The 21,953-nt window shown below is 54.2% G+C and carries 18 protein-coding genes; 10 read left to right on the top strand and 8 right to left on the bottom strand.

What is annotated here, in order from left to right; translation table 11 throughout:
* The first annotated feature begins 12 nt into the window (after window positions 1-12).
* Complete coding sequence (locus tag JWZ98_RS22020; protein WP_205452166.1) at window positions 13-273, top strand: hypothetical protein; 261 nt, start codon at window positions 13-15, stop codon at window positions 271-273.
* Between the two features lie 5 nt (window positions 274-278).
* Here JWZ98_RS22020 and JWZ98_RS22015 read toward each other — a convergent pair whose 3' ends face one another.
* Window positions 279-737: a molybdenum cofactor biosynthesis protein MoaE gene (locus JWZ98_RS22015; RefSeq protein ID WP_205452163.1), complete on the bottom strand. Its 459-nt coding sequence runs from the start codon at window positions 735-737 to the stop codon at window positions 279-281.
* Between the two features lies 1 nt (window position 738).
* Entirely contained in the window at window positions 739-972 is a 234-nt protein-coding gene (locus JWZ98_RS22010; protein ID WP_205452160.1) for a MoaD/ThiS family protein, read from the bottom strand.
* A gap of 53 nt (window positions 973-1,025) precedes the next feature.
* Here JWZ98_RS22010 and moaC point away from each other — a divergent pair, with 53 nt between their 5' ends.
* On the top strand, window positions 1,026-1,514 hold the full coding sequence (moaC, locus tag JWZ98_RS22005; RefSeq protein ID WP_205452157.1) for a cyclic pyranopterin monophosphate synthase MoaC: 489 nt from the start codon (window positions 1,026-1,028) through the stop codon (window positions 1,512-1,514).
* A gap of 15 nt (window positions 1,515-1,529) precedes the next feature.
* Here the strand turns inward: moaC and JWZ98_RS22000 are convergent, their stop codons facing one another.
* From JWZ98_RS22000 to rlmH, 6 genes are all read right to left on the bottom strand, one after another.
* Entirely contained in the window at window positions 1,530-2,111 is a 582-nt protein-coding gene (locus JWZ98_RS22000; protein WP_205452154.1) for an outer membrane protein assembly factor BamC, read from the bottom strand.
* Between the two features lie 5 nt (window positions 2,112-2,116).
* Window positions 2,117-2,935 carry a carbon-nitrogen hydrolase family protein gene (locus JWZ98_RS21995; RefSeq protein WP_205452141.1) on the bottom strand — a complete coding sequence of 273 codons (819 nt, stop codon included), beginning with the start codon at window positions 2,933-2,935 and terminating at the stop codon, window positions 2,117-2,119.
* A gap of 68 nt (window positions 2,936-3,003) precedes the next feature.
* Window positions 3,004-6,804: a YhdP family protein gene (locus JWZ98_RS21990; protein WP_205452139.1), complete on the bottom strand. Its 3,801-nt coding sequence runs from the start codon at window positions 6,802-6,804 to the stop codon at window positions 3,004-3,006.
* Between the two features lie 9 nt (window positions 6,805-6,813).
* The gene (gene rng / locus JWZ98_RS21985; RefSeq protein WP_033157573.1) at window positions 6,814-8,271 is read right to left on the bottom strand and encodes a ribonuclease G; all 1,458 of its coding nucleotides are present in this window, start codon (window positions 8,269-8,271) and stop codon (window positions 6,814-6,816) included.
* Window positions 8,268-8,843 (bottom strand): nucleoside triphosphate pyrophosphatase, encoded by a 576-nt coding sequence (locus JWZ98_RS21980; RefSeq protein ID WP_033157572.1) that lies wholly within the window; start codon window positions 8,841-8,843, stop codon window positions 8,268-8,270. Before JWZ98_RS21980 ends, rng begins: the two co-directional genes overlap by 4 nt.
* A gap of 4 nt (window positions 8,844-8,847) precedes the next feature.
* Window positions 8,848-9,312 (bottom strand): 23S rRNA (pseudouridine(1915)-N(3))-methyltransferase RlmH, encoded by a 465-nt coding sequence (gene rlmH, locus JWZ98_RS21975; protein ID WP_033157571.1) that lies wholly within the window; start codon window positions 9,310-9,312, stop codon window positions 8,848-8,850.
* 322 nt (window positions 9,313-9,634) lie between these two features.
* On the opposite strand from rlmH, the gene JWZ98_RS21970 reads away from it, so the two are divergent.
* From JWZ98_RS21970 to JWZ98_RS21935, 8 genes are all read left to right on the top strand, one after another.
* Window positions 9,635-11,107, top strand: a complete 1,473-nt coding sequence (locus tag JWZ98_RS21970) for an NADH-quinone oxidoreductase subunit M (RefSeq protein ID WP_205452132.1) — start codon at window positions 9,635-9,637, stop codon at window positions 11,105-11,107.
* A gap of 12 nt (window positions 11,108-11,119) precedes the next feature.
* Complete coding sequence (locus JWZ98_RS21965; RefSeq protein ID WP_205452122.1) at window positions 11,120-11,479, top strand: hypothetical protein; 360 nt, start codon at window positions 11,120-11,122, stop codon at window positions 11,477-11,479.
* 2 nt (window positions 11,480-11,481) lie between these two features.
* Window positions 11,482-14,682, top strand: coding sequence for a DUF2309 domain-containing protein (locus tag JWZ98_RS21960; protein WP_205452119.1), 3,201 nt, complete (start codon window positions 11,482-11,484; stop codon window positions 14,680-14,682).
* The gene (locus JWZ98_RS21955) at window positions 14,679-16,256 is read left to right on the top strand and encodes a proton-conducting transporter membrane subunit (RefSeq protein WP_346015184.1); all 1,578 of its coding nucleotides are present in this window, start codon (window positions 14,679-14,681) and stop codon (window positions 16,254-16,256) included. The genes JWZ98_RS21960 and JWZ98_RS21955 overlap by 4 nt, the downstream gene beginning before the upstream one ends.
* Window positions 16,253-17,794, top strand: a complete 1,542-nt coding sequence (locus JWZ98_RS21950; RefSeq protein WP_205452116.1) for an NADH-quinone oxidoreductase subunit M — start codon at window positions 16,253-16,255, stop codon at window positions 17,792-17,794. The genes JWZ98_RS21955 and JWZ98_RS21950 overlap by 4 nt, the downstream gene beginning before the upstream one ends.
* Window positions 17,787-19,358 (top strand): NADH-quinone oxidoreductase subunit M, encoded by a 1,572-nt coding sequence (locus tag JWZ98_RS21945; protein WP_205452113.1) that lies wholly within the window; start codon window positions 17,787-17,789, stop codon window positions 19,356-19,358. Before JWZ98_RS21950 ends, JWZ98_RS21945 begins: the two co-directional genes overlap by 8 nt.
* Window positions 19,359-19,506: 148 nt before the next feature.
* Window positions 19,507-20,139 (top strand): carbonate dehydratase, encoded by a 633-nt coding sequence (gene can, locus JWZ98_RS21940; protein WP_205452110.1) that lies wholly within the window; start codon window positions 19,507-19,509, stop codon window positions 20,137-20,139.
* A 32-nt stretch (window positions 20,140-20,171) separates the two neighbouring features.
* The gene (locus JWZ98_RS21935) at window positions 20,172-21,731 is read left to right on the top strand and encodes a SulP family inorganic anion transporter (protein WP_101053743.1); all 1,560 of its coding nucleotides are present in this window, start codon (window positions 20,172-20,174) and stop codon (window positions 21,729-21,731) included.
* The last annotated feature ends 222 nt before the right edge of the window (window positions 21,732-21,953 follow it).

Raw genomic sequence — 21,953 nt, 5'->3', positions numbered from 1 at the left:
ATTAGGTGTAATATGAAAACAAGACGATCTCGAACCAAATTGGACAAAATGTCGCCGGAAGCCTTGGATGCCTGCTTCCCGTCGGCGCGCTATTTTCAAGTTCACTTCGAATATCTGCATGAAACCATCAATGAACTGAAACAGCAGCTTGCTCAGTCCAACCAGCAAATTGCCGAACTGCAACAGAAGCTGCAAGCCCAGTCGTTGGCCGAAATGCCAACGGTAAATTATGCTGCCGAGACAAAGTCCACGGGTAATTTGCGTCAGTCTTAACAGCCCTAAGGTTGCTTTAGATAGCCGTCACTGTTTTTTTCGACCCAGCGTATTTGCCCGGATTCCAAGGTTTCCCGTTTCCAGAACGGTGCCTGGCTTTTCAAGTTTTCCATAATGAAGCGGCTGGCGTCAAAAGCGTCACCGCGATGCGCGGACCACACTGCCACCAGCACCAGCGTATCGTTGGGCGATACCTGGCCGATGCGATGGATCAGCAACACCTCCAACAATTGCCACTGACTTTGGGCTTGTTCGACAATACGCTGTAATTGTTTTTCGGTCATCCCTGGATAATGCTCCAGGTACATACCGCGTACCTCGTCGCCTTGATTAAAGTCACGCATGGTGCCGACAAAGACACCGGTGGCGCCGTATTTGCCGGCCATGTCGACAGCCTGGGTTTGAAAATCGGCCAGTTCTTGCCAGGGGTCGAAAATCTCGCCGCTGAGTTTGATGGTACTCATTTCAACCTCCGGTCACCGGTGGAAAAAACGCCACGTCGTCGCCGTCGCTAACTTCGGCATCCAGACCGACATACTCCATATTGATCGACGCCAATATCGTGCCCGGCATGTCCATGTGCGGATTAGCGCGATGCCAGACCTCGAGCACTGTCAACGGCGCATCGATTGTCAGCTCGTCGTAGCTGCGGCCGACGCGATCCTTCAAGCTTGCAAAGTAAAGCACTTTAATCGACATCTTCATTCACCCGGTAATACAATGCTTGGCTGATTCCACTTGCCTAGTATGCCATGTCCCATTCGCCGCTCACTCATTTTAATGCCGCCGGAGAAGCCCATATGGTGGATGTCGGGGATAAGGCCATCACCCAGCGTCAGGCGGTTTGCGAGGGTTACATAGAGATGCAGCCGGAAACCTTGGCACTGATTGTGGCCGGCACCCACAAGAAGGGCGACGTGCTGGGCATCGCCCGCATTGCCGGCATCATGGCCAGTAAAAAAACCGCCGATTTGATTCCGCTCTGCCACCCTTTGCCGATCAGTCATGTCGAGCTTAGCCTGCAAGCCCAAACCGACTTGAATCGCGTGTATTGTCAAACCACCGTCAAGACTACCGGCCAAACCGGCGTGGAAATGGAAGCCCTCACCGCGACGCAAATTGCTTTGCTGACTATTTACGATATGTGCAAAGCCGTGGATCGCGGCATGACGATTCAAGGGGTGCGCTTGCTGGAAAAAAGCGGCGGCAAATCCGGGCACTGGCGACGGGACGACGCTTAAATCAAGCCTTGCCGCTTACTCGTCGGCCTTCTTGTCAGGCGGGCGGTTGATGATTTTTTCGTCTATGGCTTTGTGTAGCAAACGAATCAGTTCCGCCGAGCCATCTTCGCCAAACTCCAAGTCTTCCGGTTTTGTCAGGCTGGCGTTGACGGTTAAGCCTCGCCGCTCTTCTTTCAACTTGATGGTGTATTCGGCTTCGTCGTAATCATTATTCAATAAAGCGCGCAACAAGCCGACATCCTTGCCGCTGGTGTCGGGGTCATAACGCACCTGAAAGCGTTGATCTTCCTGGCTTTTATCCAGCACTTCGATATTGCTGATTTTCAGCGCCGTGGCGACCATTTCCCAAGCCCGGTCGGGGCGGGTTTTCAAGGTAAGCACAGGCTTGCCCCCTTCGTCGGTAAACGCCATCAAATCGGCCAAAGCCGACTTAGGCTTTAAATCGTCGGCAGCCACTGCCGGCTGCGGATTGGTATGTTCTATCGGTAAAACCGGCGGCAGTTCCAGGTGATGGGTGTCGCGGTATTTGTCCGGCGCATCCGCGCAAGCTGTCAGCAACAGGCAAGGCAGGCCGTAAGTCAGCGTTCTCAACCACATAAGGCTCACTCGCAAAAAAAGCGTCTATGTTCCAGCACCGGGAAAGACAGGCGGGTTTTTTCCAGGCGACTTTTATCGACTTCGGCGCTGACAAAGCCTGGGCCGGTTTTGTAACAATCCAGTACCACGCCCCAAGGATCGATCACCATGCTGTGGCCGTAGGTTTGCCGGCCATTCATATGAAAGCCGCCTTGGTTTGGCGCGATGACGTAGCAGAGGTTTTCGATGGCGCGGGCCCGCAACAATACTTCCCAGTGCGCGGCGCCGGTTTTGGCGGTAAACGCGGAAGGGATCACCAATATATCCAGGCCTTGCCGGGTCATCGGCCGGAAAAATTCCGGAAAGCGTAAGTCGTAGCACACCGCCACACCCAGCCGGCCGAACGGCGTATCGATCACGCAGGAGGCGTCGCCGGCTTCGACGGAGTCGGATTCGCGGTATTCCTCGGCGGTATCCGGCACGCTGACGTCGAACAAATGTACCTTGTCGTAGCGGGCGACTCGCTCGCCCTGCTCGTTGTAGATCAAACAAGCCGCGCGGACTTTGTTGGCGGCGGTGGCCTGCATCGGCATCGTGCCGCCTATCACCCATATGCCGTATTTTTTGGCGGTGGCGGCCAGAAAGTCCTGAATCGGGCCATTTCCATCCTGCTCGCTGACTTTAACCTTGTCGTATTCGTTCATACCCATGATGGCAAAGTTTTCCGGCAAGGCTACCAGTTTCGCACCGGCTTTCACGGCTTCGGCGATCTGTTTCTCGGCTTCAAGCAAATTGGCGCTGACTTGCGGTCCGGAGGCCATCTGGATGGCGGCACATATGGTCATGAGGTGTCCCTGATTTTAATTGTTTTCGATAGTTTTAACTGTTGGGGAAGTATATTCAGCAGAGCCGTTCATTTGCTCAGCGACTCCAGCCAGCCGCCGGTTAAGCCGCGCCAAGCCTTTTGCACCAAGCCGTCTTGATCGTGTAACGGCGTGACCTCGACATTGCCCCAGGGCCCGGCGAGTTTGTATTGCGAGCCGAAAAAATAACCTTCTTTGTAATCGTCAGTCACCACTTGGGTAATGACGGCAGCGATACCGCCCACGATTGTACCAGCAATCGGCACCGCCCCGGAACTCTTGGGCACGACGGCAACGCGGTGGTCCATGGTCTTTTTTACCAGGTCGGCGGTCCCGGCTATGCTGAGTTTCGCCGATACCGCGTCGATTAATAAATTGTCGGTATAGGCCAAGCCGTTGCTGATTTTGAAGTCGCCGGTAATCTGATCAAAGGCCAAGCCCTGGCGGTAGACGTCGGTAAAATCCAGGCTCAAGCGCTTGGCCCATTGTTCCATCGCGATCAAGCCCAGCAAGCGGCCAAAGCCGGGCTCTATGCTGGAAATGCGGCCGTCACTGAACTTCAGCTGCATTTGCCCGGTCAGGTTGTCAGCTGAAAATTGCTGCGGGGCGCCGCGCCAGCCGCCGTTGAAATTGATTTCGGCATGGGTGCCTCTTAAGTCGTCGGTAAAACCTAGCTGCGACAGAAACAAGCCGAAACCGTTCATGTTCAGTTTGCCGGTCAACTGCGTCGAACTGCCGCCGACCAGTTTGATCCAGTCCGCACTGAAATCTATCGTGCCGGCCACGCTGGCCAGTTGCACGTGTTTGAAATGAATGCCGTTGATCAGCCGCTCGGTATTCAGCTTCAAGCTACCCAAATCCACGCCGCGCCATAGTAGTTGCTTGCTGTCGATGTCGATCAAGGGCAAGTCGGTAACGACTTCTTCCGCCGCGTCGAAATTCAGGCTATCCATCGCCGACAAATTCAGATAATCCATTTGCAGCTTGATGATGTTGGTACCGCCGCGCTGGTCGGGGATCGTCAATTTGCCGCGTGCCATCGCGCTGTCCAACGTGGCTTGCCAAGCTTGATTGATATGCTGCAACCGGCATTTTAGTGCGCCGATGTTCTGGCCTTGCCAGATCAGTTGCTCGGTATCCAGAATAACTTCTTTTAACGCCGGCAAACGTTGCTGGGTTTCGTTGTCGGAGAATGCGACAAGCGCGTCGGACAATTTGAATTGCGGCTGATTGATTTCCAGCTTCAACCCTGCCGGTTCGTAAAAGTCCGCCGAGTTCCGGCCGAACACTATATGCCCGGAATGGAGTTGATTTTGTTTGCCGTCGATCAACAGCGCAGCGTTCAACTCCTTGCCGTAAGTAATTTTTAGTGGCAAGTATGGGCTGTTGTTAAAAATAAAGCTTAGATTCAATGCTTGCTCTTGATCGGCCGATTTGGCTAGAGCATCCTGGGTGTTGATCGTTACGCCCTGTAAGTTGCTGTTAATGCTCAGGGTGGACGGCTTTGCCGCATCGTAAGGCAGCGTCAATACGGTTTGATAATTCAAGCTGCCGTCGGCAACCTGATTTTTCAGGAAACTGAATTGTTTTTCCAAGCGCTTGATGTCGGTGGTGCCGTCTATCAGGATTTGCGTGGCACTGGCATCGCTTTGCAGGATGGCATGTATCGGATAACCCAGGGTACTGCCTTCCAGACGGTTGCTACTGACCCGGTCTTCGGTAAAACGCAGCACACCGCTGATGTCGTTGACGGCCAGATCGACGGGTTTGACCAGCAAGCGGGCCTTATCCAGATGCGCATCGACTTTGACGGTGGTCGGCAGCGTTTCGTAGTAAGCGATTTTCAGATCGAGATCGACTTGGGTATTGCCATCCGGGGCCAACACTTTGGCCAGCGGATCAATTTTGGCGCGTAACGGGGTTTTTTGTAGATACTGTAAACTGTGCGGCAGCTTGCTTTGCACCTGGCCCAATACGTAAACATAATCACTATTGGCCAGATCAGGAATCGACACCACGGCTTGATTGATGTCGACGTTTTCGCTATGGCCGCCGTTAATCGCCACGTTCAGATCCGCGCCGAGGAATTGCACATCGGCATGCACCGCGCGCAAATGCGGCCACAGGGCGTTGAACTGGATTTCGCCGTCGTCTATCTCAAACACTACTTCAAACCGGCCCGCGCCGCTAGTGAACGGGAAATCCGCTAACCGTCCATTCAAGCGCATTTCGCCCTTGTCGATATGCCCGCCGATAAAAGCATCGTCCAGCCAGGCGACTGCATCCTTGCCCATGATTTTGGCCGGCAGGTATTGCGGTACATTACTGATGTCTTTGAAATTGTCAAAACGAGTGCGCATATCAATGACAGCGCTGTCGTCATTCTTCGGGATACTGAGTTTCAGGTTGGTTTGCGTGTGAAAGGCCGCGCTGTCCAGTTGCAGATTTTCGCTGGCGATTTGCCAGTCGGTGTCGGTTTGCCGCCAGCTGATTTGGCCTTGTAAACGCGGGACGTCCAGGCTACTCCTAAACATTTGCGGCGCATTGAATTTGGCGTTTGTACTGTCGAATATCAGTTGCCCGCCCTGGTCGCCGGCAATGATCGAGCCGCTTAGCTCTTGTAATTGCGGCACGTCGCCTTGCGCATCGTTGCCCAGTTGGCTGAAATGGCCGTTGAGCGCATAGCGTTGCTGATTACTCTCAGCGTAAAACGACAGATCGCGCAAAGTGCCGCGTGGATTGAGTGACAGCCATTTAGCCAAATCGGTTTGCTCTGCCGGTAGAAATGGCGGTATCAGATGCATCAAGGCTTGCAGATTCAACTGTTTGATCACGCCGCTGAGGTTGCCTTGCGCATCTTGCTGTAGATAGAGCTCGGCATCCCGCCAGCGCTGATGATTGGCGAAAATGTTGACATCGTAGGCGCTCCAGCGTTGCCGGCCGTTTTGCTCGGTCCAGGCCAGATTGCCTTCGAAGGTGTCGAGTTGCAGCGGTTTGCCTTGCTGTCTGCCGAGTTTAATCTGTTGGCCTTGCAGATAACCGCTGACTTGGTAGGGCATCGAATCGCGCCATTGGCTCCAGATCCGCATATCGCCGGAGCCGGATTCCAAATGCAAACCCAGCGGTAAATCCTCGATCAGCCAAGCCGGCCCTTGCAGATTGCTGCCTTCCACATAAATTTGGCCGTTGATGCCATTGGCCTGAAAGATATTCCCGTCAAGTCGGGCGGAAATGCGCAAGCTGTCGCCGTATTGCTCCGGCAAACTGCTGACTAGATGGAGCTCGTGGCTTTGATCCAGATAGTGGTTTTTTATCAGCAAATCGAAGTGTTCGACCGTCACCGGCGGCCGATGCCGCTTTAAATCCTGCCACGTCACCTGGCTTTGCAGAATCTCGTATTTGCCGCCCTGTAACAGCCACAGCGGTTGCCCGTCGCTGCTTTGCAGGCCTTTGATGCTGAGGCTGCCGTCCTCATTACGCAGAATATCCAGTTTGGCGCCCACCAGCGTCACCCAACTGGCGGCCATAGGGTCCTGGGTCAATAGCCATTCCAGTAAATCGATGCCAATGCGCACTTCTTGCAGGCGGATAGCCGGTTTCGCCCCGGCTTCGGCGCCTTCGATAGCGATTTCCCGCAACAATAATTCCGGGCTGAAGCCGCGCATATTTGCGCCCAGTTTGCCGATATGCAGCGGAATGCCGGTGGTCTCGCGGACTTTTTGTTCCAGCGTGATGCGGTAATCGGCAATATCGATCAAAAAAACCCGTACCGCGCTCAAGACGAGGGCAATCGTGATCAGCGACCAGAACAACAGGTGTCGGGTAGCCCGGGTAACGTGGTGAATAACCAAAATAGCCGCCTATAACAACACCACGTCGTAGTGTTCCTGGTTATATTCGGCTTCGGCGCGGATTTTAATACCGACTTTCAAGAACATTTCCAGCTCTGCCAGCATATCGGCTTCTTCGTCGAGCAGCATTTCCACGACCTGTTCTGAAGCGAGTACCAGGATTTGCTGGACATTGTATTGCCTGACCACGCGAATGATTTCCCGAAAAATTTCCAGGCAGATCGATTCGGCGGTTTTCAAGACGCCGCGACCGCCGCAGGTCGAGCAGGGTTCGCAGAGAATGTGTTCCAGACTTTCCCGTGTGCGTTTGCGGGTCATTTCCACCAGGCCCAACGCGGACACTTCGGTGATTTTGGTTTTGGCGTGATCCTTGTCCAGGTTGCGCTGCAAGGCCTGCAACACCTGCTTCTTGTGGTCCTCACTCTGCATATCGATGAAATCGATGATGATGATACCGCCCAAATTGCGCAGCCGTAGCTGTCGGGAAATGGTCTGGGCCGCTTCCAGATTGGTCTTGAAGATGGTTTCTTCCAGATTGCGGCCGCCGACATAGCCGCCGGTATTGACGTCGACAGTAGTCATCGACTCGGTCTGGTCGAACACCAGGTGACCACCCGATTTGAGTTTGACCTTGCGGTCCAAGGCCTTGCTGATTTCGTCCTCGACGTTGTAAATATCGAACACCGGCCGCTCGCCGGAATAATGCTCGATGACCGACACAATTTCCGGGACGAAGGTTTCGGCGAATTCGACCAAGCGTAGAAAGGTTTCCTTGGAATCGACCCGAATTTTTTCGATGCCGTCTTTGTACAAATCGCGCAAGGTGCGAATGCTGAGCGGCAGGTCTTCATGGATCAGGGTTTTGACTTTGGCCTTGCTGCTTTTTTCCAGGATGGATTCCCAGAGTTTGTGCAAAAAAGTCATGTCGGAATACAAAATCACGTCTTCCACGCATTCGGCCGCGGTACGGGCAATAAAGCCGCCCGGTACCTGGTGCTTTAGCTGATAGGCTTCGATGCAAGCCCGCAAGCGGGTGCGCTCGGATTCGCATTCGATGCGTTGCGACACGCCGGAGTTACCGGCATAGGGCATGTAAACTTGGTAGCGGGACGGGATGGAAATATCGGTGGTCAACCGCGCGCCCTTGTTGCCGAGCGGATCTTTGGTGACTTGCACCACCAATTTTTGGCCTTCCTTTAAATAGTGTTCGATATTTTCCGAGGCCCTTTCGGCTAGTTCCTTGCTGCTGAAATCGGAAAGATGTAGAAACGCGGCTTTTTCCAGGCCAATGTCGACAAAAGCCGCCTGCATGCCCGGCAATACCCGGCATACCTCACCTTTATAGATATTGCCGACCAAACCTTTTTGCCGTACCCGTTCGATAATCAGTTCTTGCAGGACGCCGTTTTCGATCACCGCGACTCGGGTTTCCGGCGGCGTGACGTTGATTAATATTTCTTCGCTCATTGAATAATGTCTATGCCTGCTAGGCTTAATAATTGCGCGGTTTCGAAGAGCGGTAAGCCCATCACGCCGGAAAAACTGCCGGTGATCGATTCAATAAATACGCTGGCCAAGCCTTGAATGGCATAGGCTCCAGCCTTGTCGTGAGGTTCCCCGGTTTGCCAGTAAGCGACGATTTCCTGGTGGCTCAAGGGCCTAAAGCGCACTTCGCTAACGCTAAGCGCTTGCCAGTGTTGCTCACCGCGTAAGGATACCGCGCTATAGACTTGATGGCTGCGGCCGGATAAATGACTGAGCATTTCAATGGCGTGCTGCAAATCGTCCGGTTTGCCCAGGATGCGGCCGTCGCAAATCACGCTGGTATCCGCGGCCAGTACCGGTAAATCAGTGCCGACCGTTGCCAGACAGAGCGCCGATTTTTCTGCGGCTACCCGTTCGACGTAAGCAGTCGGTGTTTCGCCCGGCCGCGGCGTTTCGTCGATGTCTACCGCCATGATACTGTGACGGATGCCGATTTGCTTGAGCAATTCGCTGCGGCGCGGCGAGGCGGAGGCCAGGATCAGTTGTGGGTGCATGCGCTTAACGATGGTAAGGGTGGTTATTCAACAGACTCCAGGCCCGGTAGATTTGTTCAGCGACAATCACTCGAACCAAGGGATGCGGGAAAGTCAGCGGTGAGAGGCTCCAGGACTCCTGCGCCAGGTCCCGCACTTGCTGGGATAAACCTTCCGGTCCGCCTATCATTAATGCGACCGGCTGGCCGTTGCCCAGCCAGCGTTGCAAGGCTTGCGCCAGATTCGGCGTGGTCCAGGGTTTGCCGGGTATGTCCAGCGTCACCACGTGCGCCCGGCTTGGCAATGCCGCTATCATGCGTTCTCCTTCGTCCTTGGTAATGCGGGCAATGTCGCCGCTACGGCGTTTGTCCGGGGCAATTTCTTTTAGCAGCAACTCGCATTCGCGCGGCAGCCGCTTGGCATATTCATTATAACCTTGCTGTACCCAGTCCGGCATTTTGTTGCCGACGGCTATCATGTGGATTTGCATAGTTGTTACAGGCTATCAATTCGCGGGAAAACGGGGTGAAGAACGGGTGGCATTCATGCGCACAGCGTTTACAAACGTCGCCGAGCTATTGGCGCTAATCGCTAGCGTGACCATGTTTGGCATGCGCAGGATCCCCAAATCCCGATATTTTTTGCTGCGCTTAGGTTACACGAAGCGCCGGGCTTTGCGAAATCGGCTCTACCGTCCGATAGTGCAAGCCCTAAACGGCCATCTGGTTTATTTAAACCAATTCTTGGTCGGATTGGCTTTTTTCAACCAAATGTCGTTAGAATGTTTGCTGTATTGGACTTAGACGATAACAATGGTGATGCTAAGCGCGCTGTTATGGACCCCGGCGCTGGGGGCAATATTGCTGGTACTGGTCTCTGGCCGAAATAGCCGATTGATCAGAATTGTAGCTAATCTATTCAGCTTGGCGGCTTTGTTGCTGGCTGGTTTGCTATTGCTCCAGTTCGACGCCGACGACACCGCGCTGCAATTTAGCGAGTTCTATCCGCTTAACCCTAAACTGGGCAGTGCTTATGCTTTGGGTGTGGACGGCCTGTCCATGCCGATGCTGGTGCTGGCTGCGCTGTTGACTTGCATTGCCCTGCTGGCTTCCTTTTCTTTAACCGACAGCATCAAGGGCTATCATATTTCCGTGCTGTTGTTGGAATTCGGCATGCTCGGCGTGTTTATGGCGCAAGACTGGGCGCTGTTTTACATCTTCTGGGAAGTGACCTTGATCCCACTGTTTTTCCTGATCGACCGCTGGGGCGGCAAACGCCGGCATGCCGCCAGTTTAAATTTCGTGCTGTACACCATGGGCGGCTCGGTGTTCATGTTGCTGAGTTTATTGGCGATCAGTCAATACGATCTGGAAAACCAAGGTTCTTTGATGGCGTCGATGGGCCAAGCCGCGCAAAACATGCCAGAGATCGAACAGGTTTTGGTTCTTTTGGGTTTCCTAATCGGCTTTGGCGTGAAAATGCCGATCTTTCCCTTGCATGGCTGGCTACCGTTGGCGCACGTCGAAGCGCCTAGTCCAATCAGCATTTTACTCTCGGGCATTCTTTTGAAAATGGGCGCCTACGGCTTGCTGCGCTGCGTGGTGATGCTGCCGGTTGCCGCCAAATTGATTCAGCCGCTGCTGGTATTTCTGGCGCTGTTCGGCATGCTTTACGGCGGTTTGCTGGCCTGGCGGCAACGCGATCTGAAAGCCATGGTGGCCTACTCCTCTTTGAGTCATATGGGTGTGGTCCTGCTGGGCATTGCCGCGCTGAATCAAACAGGCTTCACCGGTGCGATATTACAAATGACCGCGCACGGCCTGATCGCCGGCGCGTTGTTTTTATTGGTTGGTCTGCTTTACGAACGCACGCATACCCGTAACATTCAAGATTACAGTTCGCTGGTGCAGGTCATGCCGCGCTTCGCTACCTTAACTACCTTGACCTTGCTGGCGGCCATGGGCTTGCCCGGCTCCGTGGGTTTTATCGCGGAACTGCATACCCTAATCGGCGGCTTTCAGGAATGGGGCGGTTTGATGGTGTTTTTTAGCCTCAGTATTCTGATCAGCGCCGCCTATGCGATGCGCACCATCGGCTTGCTGTTTACCGGTCCGGTGAAATCGCAGATGCGGGACATCGCGGATTTGAAGTCGGTGGAGCTGATGGCATCGGGGGTGCTGGTTGGAGGGATTGTGTTGTTTGGCTTGTTGCCAGCGCCTTTGATTGATTTGTCTACCGCGACGGTGGGGAAGATGTTGTTGGTGATGGGGGAGAGGTTGCCTTAGGGTTTTATGCTTATGTCTGGGTTACTGAAACTTTGTGTCGCTAATGCGACGGCTTATTTGATGTCGGTGCTCGGACCGACAGCCGAGCTACTTTCTTTTGCTCCGCCAAAAGAAAGTAGCCAAAGAAAAGGCGGCCCGGATACCGCTCGTTTCCTGCGCTCCTCGCTTTTGGCAGCGGTTGCCGAAAGGGGCTTCCTGCCCCTTCGGCAACGCGATGCATCCCTGCATCGCCCCTTCGGGCTAATCCCGCCAAAAGCTCCGGTGCTCGGCGCGGTATACGGGGTAACCCCCCCGCCCAATTTCAAGATTTTTGCAGACACTAAAGCAGTAAGCTTTTTGCTCTGCGCGTCAATGAATATGGCGGCGATTTGACCATGCACGATTACGCAAATGGCAACGCCTCTGCCCAACAAATTATCCTCGACGCAATCCAGCACCTGGATCACGTATTACCGGGGCAGGCGCCGATCCACGATTTCGTGCATCACAATACCTTGCATGGCTTTCAGCATTTGCCGTTCGAGCAAGCCCTGGCGGAATTTACCGAATTAACGGGTATCCGTTGTTATCTGTCGGATGAGCAGTTTCGCGAGTTTTATGCGCAGGGGCGGATAGCCGATGATGACATTGATACCGCGTTGGCCCAGCATTTTGGAGAAGCGCTGGACACTGAGATTTGCAAGGTCAATGGCAAAACCATCACGCAACACATGCTTTACCGACTGGCCTTGCTGCACGATTTGGCGGCCCTGAAGCCTGCGCAATTCGATTGGCAAGTGCGCGAACTCCGGGTGTTGGAGAATATGTTAAGCAACGGCGAAAAGGCTGCCGACTTATGGGATGGTTTGCTCGCCAAGCTTGGTTTGCAAATGCCGAATTTGCATCCGGAAGATTTGCTGGATTTGTCCGCCGAGCAAATCCGGCAATGGCTGCCGGATGCGGCGAATGCCGGTGCGGAACAGCAGATGCGCCAATCTTGCATGGAGAGCCTGGAAAGCCTTTTTGCACGGGTCGGCGACCGTTTGACCTTGCGCGGCTTGCTGTTGGCGTTGACCGGCGAGGATATTCTGGACACGGTGCGTCCGCAATTGATTCGTTTATGCGCATCGTTATTGGATGAAGGCCTGGCGGCCTGGCGATTGCCCAAGCGCCAAGAACTGGGTTTGTACGAAGCCTGGCGCGAGAGTTTGATCTACGATGCCCAGCCGGTTTTTCAGGAACTACATAATTGGCAAACGGTTACGGGAGCATTACCTGCCGAACCCATAGATGCGATTGCGCAAGAGCTGGTAGCACTGAAAATCCCAGAATCCCGCTGGGTTGGCTATCTGCAAAGGCTAGCCCTCGAACTACCGGGTTGGTCGGGTTTGATCAACTGGCGGCAAACTCATCCCGATTATCAAGCGGATGACGCCACCCAACCCCTATTGGCCGATTATCTGGCGATACGCTTGATTCTGGATCGGCTGTACGCAGAACAGCTATGCAGGCAGCAATGGGGTTGCGAGGCGCAACTGGACAAACTCCGCGGTTATTTTTCGAAAAACCTGGCTGAGTTTTCGGTCAGGCACACTTTGTTTCAAGGCCAATTGCCGGAGTATCTGGCGCTTGCGTCACAGGCTTTACTGAAAGATTCGGCGCGGGACAAACACGTCTGGCAGACCGTGGCCGAACGGATCTGGACCTGGCAACTTAGTCCATTGGCTCCCTCAGCCCTAGGTATTTATAACCAGGGTTGGCGCTTGTTTCGCCTTTGCCAATTGCTTGGATTAACCGCCAGTGACGTGCAGCGTTCAGAGCCGGCCCCGCTGTTGGATTGCTTGGCCAGCATCGACGCTTTCAGCGAAGCCGATCGCAATACTGTCTGGCTTAACGCCTACGAACGCCACTATCAACAAGCGCTGCTGCAAGCCCTGCACGCCAATCATAATCGCGGGCGCTGGGCGCAACGAGACAACCGCCCCGCAGCACAAATCGTGTTTTGCATGGATGATCGCGAGGAAGGCATCCGCCGTCACTTGGAAGAACTCAATCCGGCTATCGAAACGCTGGGAGCCGCCGGATTTTTCGGGGTGCCGATGAATTACCAAGGCTTGGACGATAGCAAATTGACGGCCCTTTGTCCGGTGGTGGTCGTACCGGCACATAACGTTCAGGAATGCAGTCAACCCGGCCAGGAAAAAGCCTTGGCCCGGCGCCGGCAAGGCCGCAATCTAAAGCAACGGCTTGCCGATTTGCTTCAGCACGGTTTGCGCCGTGATACGCTGCTGGCATATCCGGTGATCAATGCCATGGCACCTTTTACTTTGCTCGGGTTGCTGGCGAAAAGTTTCATTCCCAAAACGCAGCAGCAGTTGCTGGCTGCGGTGGCGAAAGGCATCGCGCCCGACGTGCCATCGCAATTGCATTTTACCGCTGGCAACCCCGAGACGCCTGCCTCCCCCCAACAGCCCAGATTAGGCTTTACCGACCAGGAGCAAGCCGAGCGGATCGCCGGGTTTTTGCGTAATACCGGTCTGACTTACGGCTTTGCCGAATTGGTGGTATTGATGGGCCATGGTTCGATGAGCCAAAACAATCCGCATTTGTCCGCATACGATTGCGGCGCCTGCAGCGGCCGGCACGGTGGGCCGAATGCCCGGTTGTTCGCGGCAATGGCGAATCGGCCAGAAGTCAGGCAATTACTGGCCGAGCGCGGTATCGTCATTCCAGCCGACACCTGGTTCATCGGCGCCGAACATAATACCTGCGACGAAGACATCATCTGGTATGACAGCAGCGCCGTGCCGCGGGAGCGCCAACCGGGCTTCAACAAATTTATGCAGCAGATGCAACACGCGCAGCGCATGTCGGCTCACGAGCGCTGCCGGCGTTTGGCGTCCGCGCCGCGCCGGCCGGAGCCCAAGCAAGCGTTACGGCATTTTCTAAATCGCGCTGCCGATTATTCCCAGGCTCGGCCGGAGTTGGGCCATGCCACCAATGCCGCGGCACTGGTCGGTAGACGCTCTTTAACGCAAGGTGCATTTTTTGACCGTCGCCTGTTTTTGATTTCCTACGATCCGAGCCAGGACCCGGAGGGGACAGTGTTGGAAGGCATTTTGCTGGCGGTCGGTCCGGTCGGGGCCGGCATCAACCTGGAATATTATTTTTCCACCGTGAATAACGAACGGCTGGGTTGCGGCTCGAAAGTGCCGCACAATCTGACTGGCTTCTGTGCGGTGATGGAAGGTGCCGGTAGCGACTTGCGCACCGGCTTACCAAGGCAGATGATCGAGATTCACGAGGCCATGCGTTTACGAATCGTCGTTGAAGCCAAAACCGTGGTGTTGGAGCAAATTTACGGCCGGCAGGAAAGCCTGCGAGAACTGATCGGCGGCGGTTGGGTGCATCTCTGCGCCAAAGACCCGGATAGCGGTGAGATATTTGTGTTTCAGCGCGGTGTCGGCTTCGTGCGCTGGCAGCCCGACAACATCGAACTGCCGCTACGGGACAACTCGCCGGATTGTTATCGCGACGAAACCCAGCCGGTGGCGCCGATGTTGATCAAACAGCCCGATTTAATGGCGGTTGTATGAGTATGGCCGCCTACGCAACCCTGATTCCTTTGTTTCCGTTGCTGGCGGCGCTGTTGATTGGCGGCCTGCACTTTTTCCGGATTATCGATGGCGAGGCCGGCGAGAAAACCACGGCCCGGCTGGGCGTGACGGCTATTGGCTTATCGGTACTGACGGCCCTGGCTTTATTGGCCGGCAATTTGTCCGGTCAGTTGCCCGACTCGGTGTCGTACGGCACCTGGCTGCGTAGCGGCTCGCTGAGCATAGACTACACACTCAGCACCGGCGGTTTTAATCTGGCCTTGGCCGGTTTGTTCTCGCTGTTACTGCTGGTCGTGATGCGCTTTTCAGTGAATTACCTGCACCGCGAGGCCGGCTTCCACCGCTTTTTTTTCATCCTGAATTTATTCGCGGCGGCCATGCTGCTGTTGGTTTTGTCCGGCAACGCGGTGTTTACCTTTATCGCCTGGGAGATGGCCGGGGTTTGCTCGTATTGGCTGATTGCTTACGCCTACGACAGACCCATCGCCGCGAATAACGCCACCCGCGTATTTGTGACCAACCGCATCGGCGACGGCGGTTTTATTTTGGCAATCGGTTTGGCCCTGGCCTGGTTGGAAAACGCCGATTGGCAAACCATCAACAGCAGCGCGGCGGATCTGGAGGCGGGCGACGCTACCTTGCTGGCCCTGAGTTTTGCCATGGCGGCATGCGCCAAATCCGCGCAGATTCCGTTCACGCCCTGGTTGGCGCGGGCAATGGAAGGGCCGACGCCGTCCAGCGCTATTTTCTACGGCGGGGCGATGATTCATGCCGGCGTGTTTTTAGTGATTCAATTGCAGCCCCTGTTCATGCAGGCACCGCTGGCCATGCTGGTGCTGACGGTGGTTGGCGCACTGACGGCAATTTACAGTTACTGGGTAGGCTTGAGCCAGACCGACATCAAAAGCTCGCAAATCTTCGCCACCTCCGCGCAACTGGGTTTGATGTTTGTTGAATGCGGCTTGGGATTTTGGACTTTGGCGGCCTGGCATCTGGCCGCGCATGCCGTAGTGCGTTGTTATTTGCTGCTAACCGCGCCGTCCATCTTGCACAACACCCACGGACAACCCATCAAATCGGTGGCGCCGGCGCTGGCAAATTGCCGCTGGGCCTTTATCGCCTCTTTGCAGCGCGGCTGGTTGGAGCCAGCCCTGGATTGGTTGCTGGTCAAGCCGGTTTTACGCTTAGCCAAGGATGCGCGTTACATCGACGAACACATTGTGGATAAGGCCTTGGGCGCGCCGGCACCGGCTATCAAAGCCGTGTCGTCCTTGGCGCAGTGGGAAGAGCAAAAAATGGGCGCCAACCTGGATAGCCAGGAAGACAGCTTCGCCCAAGGCAGCGGTCTGGCCGGCAAATTGGCGCAATGGACCGCAGCCTTGCTGAACTGGTTTGAATATCACTTCATTCTGCGCGGCATCGGCCGCGATTCGATTCGATTTGGCCGGCGCCTGGGCCAGGCTGCCAACCGTTTTGAGCAATTATTGTTACAGCCGCGCTATCTGGCGTTGTTTGTGTTGATCACCTTGATGGTAGCGCTGGGATACCGATGAATACCCCTATTGTTTTCTGGCAGGCAGTGGCGGCGGTACCGCTATTGACTTTGATGACGCTGGTGCCCTTGCTGGCCATGTTAGCAGTGGTGTTCGCCAAACCGGTTTACAGCGTGCGACTGGCCTTTGCCGGGGCATTGCTGAACGTATTGCTGAGCATTTATCTGTTGCTGATATTCGACTCGGAAACCCCTGGGCTCCATCTTGCCGAACATTTTCAATTGTTGGGTATGAACTATCGGGTTGGCGTGGACGGCACCAATATTCTGTTTATTCCGCTAACGGCAATTTTAGGCTTGCTGGCGCTGGTCTATACCTTGATCACGCGGCATCGCAACGACCGCTTGTTCATCGCCTGCCTGCTGGCCTACCAAGGTATATTAATCGGCGCATTCGCGGCGCTGAATACGCTGCAATTCTGGTTCTGGTGCTTGCTGGAACTAGTGCCGGTGGTGTTATTAACGGTATTTGCCGGCACCGGCAAGCAGCGCAATCAGGTGGTGAAATCGGTCTTGCAATACTGGCTGTCCGGTTTGGTCATGACTCTAGCCGGCTTTGTGTTGCTTAGCTATGGTTTGGCGCAAAATGGTTTGGATTTGAGCTTTGATTGGTTGACCTTAAAACATCACAATCTGGCGATTCCTAACGAAACCCTGATCTTTATCCTGTTGTTTTTCGGCTTTGCCATCCGCATGCCGCTGTTTCCGTTCCATGCCTGGTTACCGTTGCTGGCGGAACATGGCACCGCCGCCAGCGCGGCGATTTTTCTCACCGGTTTAAAGTTAGGCATCTACGCCTTGATCCGCTTCATCCTGCCGCTAGTGCCGGGTGCGGCCGAGCAATGGGTGCATTTTGTCGTCGATTTAGGCTTGATCGGGATTTTTTACGGCGCCCTGCTGGCACTGATGCAAATCAATATGCGCCGGCTGTTGGCGTTTGCGGTGATCAGTCATACCGGCATGTTGGCGATAGGCGTGTTTTCCTTCAACGACTTTGCCTTGGAAGGCAGCATTCTGCTGTCGATAGCTTATGGGTTGGCGACAGCCGGCATGCTGTTCAGCATCGGCTTGATTTACGAACGTACCCGTACCTCGTTCCTGCCGCGCCTGGGCGGGTTGTTCGAGACTAATTCGACGATAGCCTTGCTGTTTTTGATTTCCGCGCTCAGCACCATGGTCATGCCCGGCACACCGGGTTTCGATGCCGCGCACTTATTAATCGAAGGCACCATAGAGGAACACGGCTGGTACATCGCCATCGCAATTTTGCTGGGTAACGTGCTGGGGGCAGCCTTTCTGTTGTGGGCGTTTCAGCGTCTGTTTATTGCTCATGCCAAACGCATTGTTCAGCCTTACGGCAGCGTCCACCATCCGGTGGTTAAGGAGCGGATTATCGCTGTGACCATCTGCGGCCTGCTGATCGGCACCGGTTTTTACACCACGCCCTGGCTGAAATATATCGATCAGGAAGCCAAGGAGATTGGCGAACATTATCCTGAACATCATAGTCATCACATGAACGGCCCGCACCATGACTGATAGTTTTCCTTTGCTGTCCCTCTGTCTGGTCTGGCCATTGTTGGGGGCCTTATCGCTGGCTTTCATTCAGGATACCCAGTTAGCCAAGCGCGGCGCTTTGTTAGTAGCCGTTGTGGAATTACTGTTTACCGTCGCGGCGGCTGGGGTTTTTGATAGCGCACGCGGCGATTTTCAGTTGCTGGAAGACTATGCCTGGATACCGGACCTGAATATTCACTATCAACTCGGTGTGGACGGCATCTCGATCCTGTTTTTGCCGATGACGGCCTTGCTGACCCTGATGGCTTTGTTGGCCGGCTGGAACAGCGTGCGGCAATTAAACCGCTTTCAGTTGGCGTTGATGTTGGCATTGGAAAGCGTGACTATCGGTGTGTTTACCGCATTGGACCTGGCCTTGTTCTTCCTGTTTTGGGAGCTGACCTTGCCGCCGATTTTTTTCTTGATCGGGTTATGGGGCGTAGGCGCAGAGCGACGGTACGCGGCGATGAAATATACCTTGTATATGTTATTCGGCGGCGTGCCCTTGTTGTTCGGGATTATTTTGCTGGCGATTAATCACGCGCAGGCTAACGGCGGGACCATTCCGCAGGATTTGGCTTTCAGTTTGCCGGTTTTACTCAACACGCCGATACCCGAGTCGGCGCAGGGTCTGATTTTTTTATTGCTATTTTTGGGGTTTGCGGTGAAAGCGCCGCTGCTGCCGTTTCATACCTGGCTGCCGACTACGGCCATTGAGGCGCCGACTTTTCTCAGCGCCCTGCTGGTCGGTTTGAAACTGGGCGTTTACGGCATCATTCGTTTTGCGATACCGCTGGCGCCGCAAGTCGCCTTGGAACATCGCTGGCTGTTGGCGATACTCGGTGCGGTGACGCTGATTTACGGCGCCTTGATCGCGTTGCAGCAAACCAATCTGCGCCGTTTGCTGGCTTATTCCAGTATTAGCCACGTCGGCCTGGTCATCGTCGGCATCGCCGCTTTTAATTTGCAAGGTTTACAAGGTGCGGTCATGCAGTTGCTGAATTTCGGTATAGTCGCCGGCAGCCTGATGTTGATCGCCGGCATGATTCAGCAACGCTTGGGTAGTAACGATCTGGTTCATCTCGGCGGCTTGGCTAAACCGCTGCCGCGCTTAACGACGCTATTTTTCGTGTTTGCGCTATCCAGTATCGGCGTGCCCGGCACCAATGGCTTCCCCGCGGAATTGCTGATGATACTCGGCGCATTGCAGGCTTATCCGGCACTGGCGATGGTGGCTTTGTTCGGTGCGGTATTGGGCGCGGCGTATCTGTTGGGTTTTGTCAGACGGGCATTCTTCGGCCCGGTTGTGCACGACAGCATAGCCAAAGTACAGGATCTGCGCCCACGCGAGCTGGCATTGCTGGTCGTGCCGGCGCTGCTGGTATTGGTGATAGGTCTGTATCCGCAATGGCTGTTGTCTTGGCAAGAAACCAGTGTGCAGTCCTGGTGGCAGCGCTTAAGTGTGGCGGCTCCGCAGGCGGCACCAACATCCATACTCACGCAGAGAACCACAATTTCAGGCGCGCTGAGCGATGGTTCAATATAACTTTTGCTTTAGCCCAGATTTAGAGCGTAAAGCAATTGCCATGTAGTTTCGATTCGATATAGTATTACCAGTAAAGACACATTCTTTTGAACAACCCGTTCCGGATCCGCTCCAGAACGCATAGTGATAGAAAATAAGGACACCCATTATGATTACACCCACGAAATTACTGCTGGAAAACAAAGCCTGGTCGGAAGAAGTCAGTAGGAAAGATCCTGATTTTTTTGTCCAGTTGGCCAAAGAGCAAAGGCCCGACTTTTTATGGATAGGCTGCTCGGATAGCCGGGTGCCTGCGGAGACCGTCGTCAACGCCAAGCCCGGCGAGATTTTTGTGCATCGCAATATTGCCAATCAGGTCATCGTCACCGATTTCAATTGCCTGAGCGTCTTGCAATACGCCATTTCCGTCTTAAAAGTTAAGCACGTTATCGTTTGCGGCCATTACGGCTGTGGCGGCGTGAGAGCGGCCTTGCAGCCGCAAAAATCGGATCTGGTTATCACCAATAAATGGTTGCTGCATATTAAAGATGTCTACCGTTTGCATCAGGAAGAGCTTGAGTCTATTGCGCCGGAGAAAAAAACTGATCGCCTGATCGAGCTGAATATCATCGAGCAAGTTTATCGCCTGGCGCATACCTCGATTATTCAGTCGGCCTGGAAACATGGGCACAAACCCACTTTACACGGCTGGGTATACGGCCTGAACGACGGCTTGATCAATGAACTGATCAAGCTCGACCATAACACGCAAATCAATCCGATTTACCGCTATGCCGACTAGCATCCGGATTTTCGCAACGACTGGGTAAACCAATGACATCGCAATTGAATTCTTATATGAAACATCTGCACCAGGACTTACCGGCCGGTATCGTGGTCTTTCTGGTGGCTTTACCGTTATGCCTGGGGGTTGCGCTAGCCTCCGGTGCGCCGTTGTTCTCCGGCATTATCGCCGGCTTGGTGGGCGGCATTCTGGTTTCCTGGGCCAGCGGCTCGCAATTAAGCGTTTCCGGACCGGCAGCCGGATTGACGGTTATTGTCTTCGAAGCCATCGAAACCTTGGGCGGCTTTGGTGGTTTTTTACTGAGCGTGGTGCTGGCCGGCGGCTTGCAAATAATTCTGGGCTATTTAAAAGCCGGGGTAATTGGCGCATTTTTTCCGGCTTCGGTGATTAAAGGCATGCTGGCGGCGATTGGCTTGATTTTGATTATCAAGCAAACGCCGCATGCCACCGGTTACGATACCAGCTTCGAAGGCGATGAAAGTTATATGCAGGAGAGCGCTGAATCCAGCTTCTTCGAATTGTCCGAAGCGTTGGAAGCGATTACCCCCGGCGTTACCATCGTCAGTGCCGTGGCACTATTGATTTTGGTGATCTGGGATTCCGGGTTTATCAAGCAGTTCAAGCTTTTAAAGTTAATTCCCGGTCCGTTGCTGGCGGTTATTTGGGGTGTCGGTTTCAACGCTCTGGCAGTGCGTTTTGCCCCGGAAATGATGATTGGCGAAAAGCACTTGGTGTCGCTTCCCGAGTTGGGCAGTGCCGCCAACTTTATCAACCAATTGCGTCTACCGGATTTCAGTTATTTCAGTAACCCGAAAATTTACAGCGTGGCGGTGACCATTGCGATTATCGCCAGCCTGGAAACCTTGCTGAGCATAGAGGCGGTCGATAAATTGGACCCGCACAAACGGGTTGCGCCGACCAATCGGGAGCTGAAAGCGCAGGGCCTGGGCAACATGGTCAGCGGCTTGATGGGCGGCCTGCCGATTACCGCCGTGATCGTACGTAGTTCGGCCAATATCAATGCCGGGGGCCAGACCAGAATCGCGTCATTCTTACACGGCGTTTTGTTATTGGTCAGTGTGCTGTTTTTTGCGAAATATTTGAATATGATTCCGTTAGCCTGTTTGGCGGCAATTCTGCTGCAAACCGGCTACAAACTGGCCAAGCCGGCACTGTTCGTGGAGTTTTATCGCAAGGGCTGGAATCAGTTCGCGCCTTTTGCGATTACCGTGGTGGCGATTTTATTCACTGACCTGTTGTTGGGTATCGCGATTGGTATGGCGGCTGGATTCTACTTCGTCTTGAAAGCCAACTTCCACGCGGCGATTACCTTGACTCAGCACGGCGATCATTATTTGTTGCGCTTACATAAAGATGTCTCCTTCTTGAATAAAGCCTTGCTACGTAAGCATCTATCTGCCGTAACCGATGACTGCGAATTGCTGATTGACGGCTCCAAAGCGTTGTTCATCGATCAAGACATCATTGAAACCATCGCGGATTTTCTGCTGGCCGCGCCGGACCGCGGTATTAATGTGGAAATCCAGGGCTTTAGCGTCTCTTGCGACGTGTCTTCGTCGGCTCACTGATGCAAAGTCAATTTCTTTAAGCCACTACCAATCGAAAGTTGTTAATCGGTTTCGGAAAACGCCGTGCCGAAACCGATTTTTTGACGCATGAATTTCGAATATTTTTGCTAGCGGAGTCTAATTACTAAACTCCGCTTTGCTAAAAATCCGCTCAATCACCTTTTGAAATCTTAGCCCTATAATAGCCGGGGCAGTTGGCGACTTTCTCCGCGCCAATTTTTC

Source organism: Methylomonas sp. EFPC1, from assembly GCF_016925515.1.
In the GTDB taxonomy this organism is placed as follows: domain Bacteria; phylum Pseudomonadota; class Gammaproteobacteria; order Methylococcales; family Methylomonadaceae; genus Methylomonas; species Methylomonas defluvii.
The sequence above is the reverse complement of the archived record's forward strand: the minus strand, read 5'-3'. Positions and strand labels throughout refer to the sequence as shown.

Coding starts and splice junctions, on each gene's coding strand:
- JWZ98_RS22020 (WP_205452166.1), top strand. CDS start 13: ATGAAAACAAGACGATCTCGAACCAAATTGGACAAAATGTCGCCGGAA.
- JWZ98_RS22015 (WP_205452163.1), bottom strand. CDS start 737: ATGAGTACCATCAAACTCAGCGGCGAGATTTTCGACCCCTGGCAAGAA.
- JWZ98_RS22010 (WP_205452160.1), bottom strand. CDS start 972: ATGTCGATTAAAGTGCTTTACTTTGCAAGCTTGAAGGATCGCGTCGGC.
- moaC (WP_205452157.1), top strand. CDS start 1,026: ATGTCCCATTCGCCGCTCACTCATTTTAATGCCGCCGGAGAAGCCCAT.
- JWZ98_RS22000 (WP_205452154.1), bottom strand. CDS start 2,111: ATGTGGTTGAGAACGCTGACTTACGGCCTGCCTTGCCTGTTGCTGACA.
- JWZ98_RS21995 (WP_205452141.1), bottom strand. CDS start 2,935: ATGACCATATGTGCCGCCATCCAGATGGCCTCCGGACCGCAAGTCAGC.
- rng (WP_033157573.1), bottom strand. CDS start 8,271: ATGAGCGAAGAAATATTAATCAACGTCACGCCGCCGGAAACCCGAGTC.
- JWZ98_RS21980 (WP_033157572.1), bottom strand. CDS start 8,843: ATGCACCCACAACTGATCCTGGCCTCCGCCTCGCCGCGCCGCAGCGAA.
- rlmH (WP_033157571.1), bottom strand. CDS start 9,312: ATGCAAATCCACATGATAGCCGTCGGCAACAAAATGCCGGACTGGGTA.
- JWZ98_RS21970 (WP_205452132.1), top strand. CDS start 9,635: ATGGTGATGCTAAGCGCGCTGTTATGGACCCCGGCGCTGGGGGCAATA.
- JWZ98_RS21965 (WP_205452122.1), top strand. CDS start 11,120: ATGTCTGGGTTACTGAAACTTTGTGTCGCTAATGCGACGGCTTATTTG.
- JWZ98_RS21960 (WP_205452119.1), top strand. CDS start 11,482: ATGCACGATTACGCAAATGGCAACGCCTCTGCCCAACAAATTATCCTC.
- JWZ98_RS21955 (WP_346015184.1), top strand. CDS start 14,679: ATGAGTATGGCCGCCTACGCAACCCTGATTCCTTTGTTTCCGTTGCTG.
- JWZ98_RS21950 (WP_205452116.1), top strand. CDS start 16,253: ATGAATACCCCTATTGTTTTCTGGCAGGCAGTGGCGGCGGTACCGCTA.
- JWZ98_RS21945 (WP_205452113.1), top strand. CDS start 17,787: ATGACTGATAGTTTTCCTTTGCTGTCCCTCTGTCTGGTCTGGCCATTG.
- can (WP_205452110.1), top strand. CDS start 19,507: ATGATTACACCCACGAAATTACTGCTGGAAAACAAAGCCTGGTCGGAA.
- JWZ98_RS21935 (WP_101053743.1), top strand. CDS start 20,172: ATGACATCGCAATTGAATTCTTATATGAAACATCTGCACCAGGACTTA.